This window comes from Pedobacter sp. UYP1 (assembly GCF_040547305.1).
GTDB lineage: Bacteria > Bacteroidota > Bacteroidia > Sphingobacteriales > Sphingobacteriaceae > Pedobacter.
Genome location: NZ_JBEPPL010000014.1, coordinates 178586 through 185835, shown reverse-complemented (window position 1 = coordinate 185835; position 7250 = coordinate 178586). Strand labels below are relative to the sequence as shown.

The following is a 7250-nucleotide window of genomic DNA, read 5'->3' as shown; positions in this document are numbered from 1 at the left end:
TATTTAGCTATTTTGAATTTATTTACTAACAGCCCGGCCTTGTTTCGCCTGAGTCATTCCCATGCAAATTGAAAGCTTTCAGCGCAACTTCCAGAAACATAAGCGCATCCGTGATCGCAAAGACTTTCTCTTTAGCGTGTCAAAAATTATGCTTAAAAAAGAGCCTGCTCCACAACTTTATGACTTGATCCTTCATTCCTGTGTTAGGATCTATATAAACAACAGGAAGCCTATCATAAATTTGCAGACATCTTTGGGTACCATTAAACTTGGTTATCATACCTAACTGAGATTGTGTAATCCAGATGGTATGTGTAAATTGCTATATAAGTTAGGAGCGATATGAAAAAAGAAACTAAAGACAATCTTAACGAACTTCCAAAAACATGCGTTACCGAATTATGAGTAATTCGGTTAATCGAATTTAAAAACCACACTAAATACTATTAAACAACGATATTTGAACTAGGTTCGAATCCCAGTGGAATCACCAGATTTTACATCAAAACTTATAAAAGGCTGTTAATCGCATGATTAACAGCCTTTTACTTTTACGGGCGGGGTGCCAAAACCTGTACCCATTCTCCTGTAAAAATGAGCGATCAGGTGAGTCCTTTAAAAAATCCGCCCTACTCACCGAATAGCAGATATTCAACTATTGAACAGGCAGTTACAAACCTAAAGTCTTGTAAGCGTTAAACTGTAAAGCTATTTTTGTTTCACCGGTAGGTGGAAAAGGATCACTTTTCAGGCTACAAAGGCAAAACTAAGAATGTTGAGTTATTATCTTAATCCAGAAGAACTGAGACAAATCGCAGGAATAACGCAGGATTTTCCGAAGTTAATGTGGCTTATCTTCATTATTACTTAAAATTATCATTCCATTAAGAAAGAGCGGGATCTTTGCACAAAAGTCATTCTTAGAATTTATAAATGTTAACTCAATGTACAAATTTCCAGAGACTCCAGGTCTATCTTCATTAATTCTCTTTATTTCGAAGCTAGATAATTGCAGATCAGTAGATCGAAACCGTTTATTCAGATGACATTTTCCTATCTGAATAATACTATTGAAATCAATACTATCAATATTTACTTGTTTTAGTTTTTTCATTCCCCCGTATTCAACCCCCCATATCTCATACAGCGAATCCCTGGTTCCAGAACTTAAGATAATATCGTAATGATTCTTCGAATAATCACATTGATAATAACCACTACCTACTATTGAATTAACCTGTTTTTTCTTATTTGAGCCACTGTCCGAGCAAGACATACACAGAGTTATAATTATTAGCAGCACGGAATTTCCCACAAAATTATTATACATAAGCGGCTATAACAGCATATTTTAATTTCATTATTAATAACTTTATACAACTTTTCAAGCTTAATCCAATTACATTTAAAACCGGAAGTACTTCAGATAGTAACCAGTGACAATATTATAAAAATCAACTCAATTAAAAAACATGCTATAATCAACCTCCTACCTGAGTTAAATGGTAAATAAACCTATGTATTCGGCCCTTATAACAGCATAACCTGAACAAATCATAAATATGTAACTTATTTAATTAAATAAAATATAACCTTATCAATAAATTATTGAATTATAATAAGACTAAGCCCCCCAAGCCTTCCATTACTGAAGAACCTAATGCACTAAGATATCAGTCGTTATAGCTCTCAAAAATGGTACTACCTCATATTCAAACCACGGATTTCTCTTTTGCCAGATCTTATTTCTTGGTGATGGATGTACAGTTGGTAAGAATGAAGGCAGGTAATTCCTGAAATTTCTAACCCTTTCTGTAAGCGTAGTATTCTTTATATCGCTCAGATAATAGTTTTGGGCATACTGGCCGATAAGCATAATCAACCTGATCTCTTTCATCTCAGCAAGTAAAGGCTGATGCCAGCTGGGTGCACATTCAGAACGGGGTGGCAGATCGCCTGAGTTACCTTTGCCAGGATAACAAAACCCCATAGGAACTAAAGCAAATAATTTATCGTTATAGAATTGTTCCTTACTCACCCCAAGCCATCTTCTTAATTCATTTCCACTCTGATCATCCCATGGAATACCACTATTCTGAACTTTTTGTCCTGGAGCCTGCCCTATAATAACAATCTTGGATTCGGCACTAGCTTGCACAACAGGTCTTGGAAAATTAGGTAATTGCCCCTTACAGATTATACAGGATCGGATCTCTTTTAAAAGCTCTTCCAATGGTTTAAGATTAAAGGCCAAAAATAATAAGAATAAACCAAGGTTTGAAGACATCAATCTTTATATTATTTTAGCGTAATGGAACCCATTTTCCTTACCAAATCACAAGCCCGTAAAATTATCCTTAACGCTGCCGGCCTCGCCAGGAAAGCACAATTTGGAGAAGGAATCGAAGCCGTTTATCGGGTAATTGACCATTTAGGTTTTGTACAACTAGATACAAATTATGTGGTAGAACGCGCACATCACCATGTAATGGCTGCACGTATACCAGACTATCAAACAGAATGGCTGGCTGAACTTTGCGAAGAAGGGCGCATATTTGAATACTTCACTTCAGATGCAGGTTACCTACCCAGTCACGACTTTAGCTATTCATTGCCTGTTAAAGAAGCGTTTGCAAACAATGGAAAACCGATGACTCCGGCAGAAATCCGGATGATGAAGGTAGCGCTTGACCGGGTGGAACGTGAAGGGCCATTGATGGTGAGCGATTTCGATGACGACAGACTAGAGGCAAGTACCGGCTGGTGGGACTGGCGGCCGGCCAAAGTAGCACTCGAACGCCTCTATCTGGAGGGGCAGCTCATGATCAGCCGCACCAAAACCTTCCAGAAAGTATACAACCTTCCGCTCAACTTATTATCTCCCGAAACAGACCTGACTATGCCAGCAAAGGAAGAATTTGCCAGGTACATTATTCGCCGCACACTTGGCGCATTGGGAATAGCCTATCTTAAAGAGTTAACATGGCGGGCAAGACGGGTAAAAGGAAATTTGGTCAAAACTGAACTGGAGCAAATGGTTGCAGCCGGCGAAGTACAAATAGTTAAGATTGATGGACTAAAAAGTGCGCCACTGTATAGATTATCGGATCAGAATCAGGATATTAAACTAGCTGAAGATGTCTTCATCCTATCCCCTTTTGATATCCTTAACGTCTTCCGTCACCGCTTGAAGGACTTTTTTGATTTCGATTACCAGATTGAATGTTTTGTACCGGCCGCTAAGCGCAAATATGGCTACTTTTCGCTGCCTATACTTTCAGGTGATACTTTTATTGCACGGATGGATGCTAAAGCCGACCGCAAACAAAAAGTGCTGATCGTCCATAATCTGCATTTTGAACTAATTGAACTCGACCAAATCACTATTGAAAAATTTACCGAAGCTTTAAAAGCCTTTGTTTTATTCAATCAATGCAGGAATATTATCTTCGGGAAATCCAATAATGAGACTTACCTGGAAGCCATAAGTAAAGGTTTTTTCAATTAAATTCAACACCCTTCCTGATCGCTATTCTCAAATAGTTTTTTAACCATTATGACCTTAAAGATATGGATCTGGTTAGCAGATCATTTTATATTGCACCATCCCGTTTTTGAATGTCATGAAGTGTTCGGCCATACTTATCATATATCATTTTAAAAGGCTCATAATTACTTGCTGGCTTCCACTTTTCTATTATGATATGCGTATTTCCTTCAGTAAACGTTTCCGAATTTATTAAAGTCCCTTTTCTACTGTCTTTAAATTCAAAATCAACTGTTGATAGTAAATACTTTTCAACCAGATCAGGTAATGCTTTAAAATTTACAGCATCACTTTTTATTCTTATTTTACTGTTTTTCTGCTGGTAAGGGAATAACTTATTTGGCCACCATGGTTTTTCCTTCTGAGTACATATGGGTAATTCATTTACAAAAATGATATACTCGGCGTAATCCTCATTTCTGGAATCTGAATAAATAATGGTATCAATGCTATTCCATTTGATGAAACAAGAACAGTCAAATAAAGTCATTTCAAAATTAATTCCATCTGGATTGAAAACCAATTGATTGCTATTGGATTCTATAGCTTTGGAAGGACTGAAACCAAATACGAACCCATACGTCAATAATATTGGGATGACGATAAAAGCTCCGATAACAATCCACCCATAAAATGGAACCCCTTCATTGTTCAGAACTGCGAAATAAAGCAATGCACAGCCTATTAAAAAGAAAATGACGAGTGGAATAATAAAGATTAAAACGGGATTTTTTTCAATTATTTTCTTCATAAAATCTCAATGCACCACATTACTCATTTTAAATGTACTATTTTAATCCCCTTCAAAATAATAATTTGAGTATTACGCCAAACTTGAAGCAACAATTCTTAGTAACTTTCAGCTATTTTACGAAATTCATGAATGTTATTAATTGAAATACTTTTACCTGAAATTACAATTATATTCTCGGCTAAAAGATCATTGATTGTACGAAACAACGATTCATAAGAAGAGCCGGTATAAGAAGCAATATCTTGCCTGGTTAATTCAATATTTATAAAGCCCTTATCATTGACACCAAATTGATCCTGCAGCGAAAGAAGCGCCTGCAACACTCTTCCTTTTATACTCATGTGAGCAAGATTACTCATTCTTCTTTCTGATTCTTGTAACTCACCAGCAAAAAACCGCATCAGTTGTATCACGAAGTTAGTATTTACATTCATCGTCGCTTCCAAAAACTCCAGCTCAATAAAACAAACTATAGCATCTTCAATTGCAGTGGCAGAGACAGGATAATGTCCTGAGCCACCCAATCCGAGGTGACCTATAACATCACCCTTTTGAGCAAAACGTACAATAAGCTCTTTTTCATCGTCCCATTTCTTATGGACTTTCACTTTTCCGCTATAGACAAAGAATATTCCCTTCACCTCATCCCCTTCTTTAAAAACCTGCTGACCTTTTTTAATTTTGATATTTTGTTTATTGGCATCGATAGCAAGTTTCCAATCCTTTAAACAGAACCTGCATAAAAAACAGGTATTTAAATCGCAGGTATTTTTTGTTTTTGTCATCCTTATTATTTTACAATCATTTGGCTGCGCGAATTTAGCCAATCTTTATTTTATCATGCCCTTCGTCATCTGCGATATGGAAAATAATTCCAATTACAATTAAAACCCCGCCCGCAAAAGCCGGCCATTGAAAAGACTTGATTCCATTCAAATTTATAGTCCATGCATGCGAATCTACGCTATTAACAGTGGTCAGGTCAGTAAAGGTTAAAAAACCAACGCCAATAAATATAATCCCTATAATTATTAACAAAATATTTATCTTTTTCATAACATATACATTAAAATCTAAAAGTACAATTAATATTTCATACGCAATATAATATTAATATTTTTATATAAAAAAACCATATTTATATTACATTTGCAATATAAAATATAATGAAAATATTCTGATTTAATAATGAAACACTCCACCTCAAAAAAGATTTTTGAATTACGGCACACCTTAAAGAACCCCTTAAAAACTAACCCTTTTGTTTACAATAAAGACTTTTTGTTGTGGACTATCATTGGTATAGTCGGTGGTATTATTTCTGGTGGCTACTGGATTGTACTAGAAAATATCACAGCAGTTTTAAAAATTATAGAAGGAATATTTGTTATTCCTTTAATGACTACCGCTGGATTAGCAGCAGGATTAATCATTCATAAACTGGGTGATCCGGGCGAAATTGATTTAATGGTAGATAATATACATTTTAAAGGAGGCCGGCTCAACCCTAAAAGTAATCCTTCTATGATTTTATCCTCTTTAATCTGCATAGCCGCTGGAGGCAGCTTGGGGCCAGAAGCACCACTAGTGCAAGTAGTTGGATCTACAGGTACATATATTTCACGTAAATTAGGTTACAAAGGAGAAGATATACGTTCTATCACCATTGCTGGGATGGCATCTGCATTTACCGCTCTCTTTGGAGCCCCGCTTGGAGGAAGCTTATTTGCTTTAGAAATATTAGACCATAAGCACGTTACAAAGTATTATAAGGCTTTTATGCCAGCACTGGTGGCCAGTTGTGCAAGTTACCTCGTTTTTGTATTGATCACACATCTTAATCTTGGACCTGCCTGGAATTTCCCTCCGTATAAGAATCCAAAACTAGGAGACATCTTTTATGCGGTTGCTTACTCTTTAGCTGGTGCGGCGACCGGATGGTTATTTACCCTGCTCATCAAGTCATTTAAACTGCTCTTCAGGAAAATCTCATTAGCTGTTTATTATAAGCTTGCACTTGGTGGCTTTTTATTAGGAATGATTGCTTATTTCATCCCGCTTACCAGATATTTTGGACATGAACAACTAGCAGAAGTACTTACCGGAAGTTTTACTGTTCAGTTCTTATGCCTATTGCTGATCATGAAACTAATAGCTATTGCAATCACAGCAACCTCAGGCTGGAGAGGTGGTTTTATTATCCCACTACTATTCGCTGGTACCGTTCTGGGATTAATTATTTACCAGTTATTTCCCGGCCAGAACCTCACATTAATTACTGTCTGTTGTATGGCAGCTTTAAATGCCTCGGTTACACGAACGCCTGTGAGTATTATTATTTTACTTGCTGCAATGACAGGTTTTCAAAATATTGTACCCATTATGTTCGCAAGTTTAACAGGATATTTTCTAGCACCTAAATCTCCATTGATACACGCTCAAATGGGTATGGATAAATGATGATCAAACTCACTATATCCTTAAAAAGATGCAGTTTTATGAGTCATGAAGAATTTGTCTGGTATCATGTAAATAAACACGCTCCTTTATTCAGGTCTCTACCTGAAGTAAAGATTTATGTGCGCCGTTATCTGCATTACTACTTTCCCGAAGAAATATCAAAAAAAACGGTATTGTCAGCATATGATGGGATTACAGAAATCTGGTTTGATGATATGGAATCCCTATTTAAACTTTTCACAACTGATGCCTATAAGCGGATTATCCGTACAGATCAGGAAAAGTTTATGAATCTGGGTAAATGCGTTGTTGATATCTCAAATGAATAACAACAAAACATTCACAAGGTATGGATCCATTTACAAAAACCTCAGACTTGATTACTATTTAGAAAGCATGTGTGGCATCCACCCTTAACATGCTTTCAGTAATTAACTAAACTAAATTTGGCTATCGCCGTTATTGGATTCTCAATTTATAACCCAGCCA

General features: G+C 36.3%; 7 protein-coding genes. 3 read left to right on the top strand and 4 right to left on the bottom strand.

Annotated features, from left to right (window positions below; translation table 11 throughout):
• Window positions 1-1657: 1657 nt before the first annotated feature.
• Window positions 1658-2287, bottom strand: a complete 630-nt coding sequence (locus ABIB30_RS22285) for a uracil-DNA glycosylase family protein (protein ID WP_354305263.1) — start codon at window positions 2285-2287, stop codon at window positions 1658-1660.
• 24 nt (window positions 2288-2311) lie between these two features.
• Here ABIB30_RS22285 and ABIB30_RS22280 point away from each other — a divergent pair, with 24 nt between their 5' ends.
• Window positions 2312-3508, top strand: coding sequence for a winged helix-turn-helix domain-containing protein (locus ABIB30_RS22280; RefSeq protein WP_354305262.1), 1197 nt, complete (start codon window positions 2312-2314; stop codon window positions 3506-3508).
• A gap of 85 nt (window positions 3509-3593) precedes the next feature.
• Here the strand turns inward: ABIB30_RS22280 and ABIB30_RS22275 are convergent, their stop codons facing one another.
• From ABIB30_RS22275 to ABIB30_RS22265, 3 genes are all read right to left on the bottom strand, one after another.
• The gene (locus tag ABIB30_RS22275) at window positions 3594-4298 is read right to left on the bottom strand and encodes a hypothetical protein (RefSeq protein ID WP_354305261.1); all 705 of its coding nucleotides are present in this window, start codon (window positions 4296-4298) and stop codon (window positions 3594-3596) included.
• Window positions 4299-4396: 98 nt separating this feature from the next.
• Complete coding sequence (locus ABIB30_RS22270) at window positions 4397-5086, bottom strand: Crp/Fnr family transcriptional regulator (RefSeq protein ID WP_354305260.1); 690 nt, start codon at window positions 5084-5086, stop codon at window positions 4397-4399.
• Between the two features lie 34 nt (window positions 5087-5120).
• On the bottom strand, window positions 5121-5357 hold the full coding sequence (locus ABIB30_RS22265) for a hypothetical protein (protein WP_354305259.1): 237 nt from the start codon (window positions 5355-5357) through the stop codon (window positions 5121-5123).
• Window positions 5358-5489: 132 nt separating this feature from the next.
• Between ABIB30_RS22265 and ABIB30_RS22260 the strand changes: the two genes are divergently transcribed.
• Window positions 5490-6761, top strand: a complete 1272-nt coding sequence (locus ABIB30_RS22260) for a chloride channel protein (RefSeq protein WP_354305258.1) — start codon at window positions 5490-5492, stop codon at window positions 6759-6761.
• 38 nt (window positions 6762-6799) lie between these two features.
• Window positions 6800-7090, top strand: a complete 291-nt coding sequence (locus tag ABIB30_RS22255; RefSeq protein ID WP_354305257.1) for an EthD domain-containing protein — start codon at window positions 6800-6802, stop codon at window positions 7088-7090.
• Window positions 7091-7250: the final 160 nt, after the last annotated feature.

What these genes read in the sequence shown, in the direction of transcription:
- ABIB30_RS22265 (WP_354305259.1), bottom strand. Translation starts at nt 5,357, where the DNA reads ATGAAAAAGATAAATATTTTGTTAATAATTATAGGGATTATATTTATT.
- ABIB30_RS22285 (WP_354305263.1), bottom strand. Translation starts at nt 2,287, where the DNA reads ATGTCTTCAAACCTTGGTTTATTCTTATTATTTTTGGCCTTTAATCTT.
- ABIB30_RS22280 (WP_354305262.1), top strand. Translation starts at nt 2,312, where the DNA reads ATGGAACCCATTTTCCTTACCAAATCACAAGCCCGTAAAATTATCCTT.
- ABIB30_RS22260 (WP_354305258.1), top strand. Translation starts at nt 5,490, where the DNA reads ATGAAACACTCCACCTCAAAAAAGATTTTTGAATTACGGCACACCTTA.
- ABIB30_RS22255 (WP_354305257.1), top strand. Translation starts at nt 6,800, where the DNA reads ATGAGTCATGAAGAATTTGTCTGGTATCATGTAAATAAACACGCTCCT.
- ABIB30_RS22275 (WP_354305261.1), bottom strand. Translation starts at nt 4,298, where the DNA reads ATGAAGAAAATAATTGAAAAAAATCCCGTTTTAATCTTTATTATTCCA.
- ABIB30_RS22270 (WP_354305260.1), bottom strand. Translation starts at nt 5,086, where the DNA reads ATGACAAAAACAAAAAATACCTGCGATTTAAATACCTGTTTTTTATGC.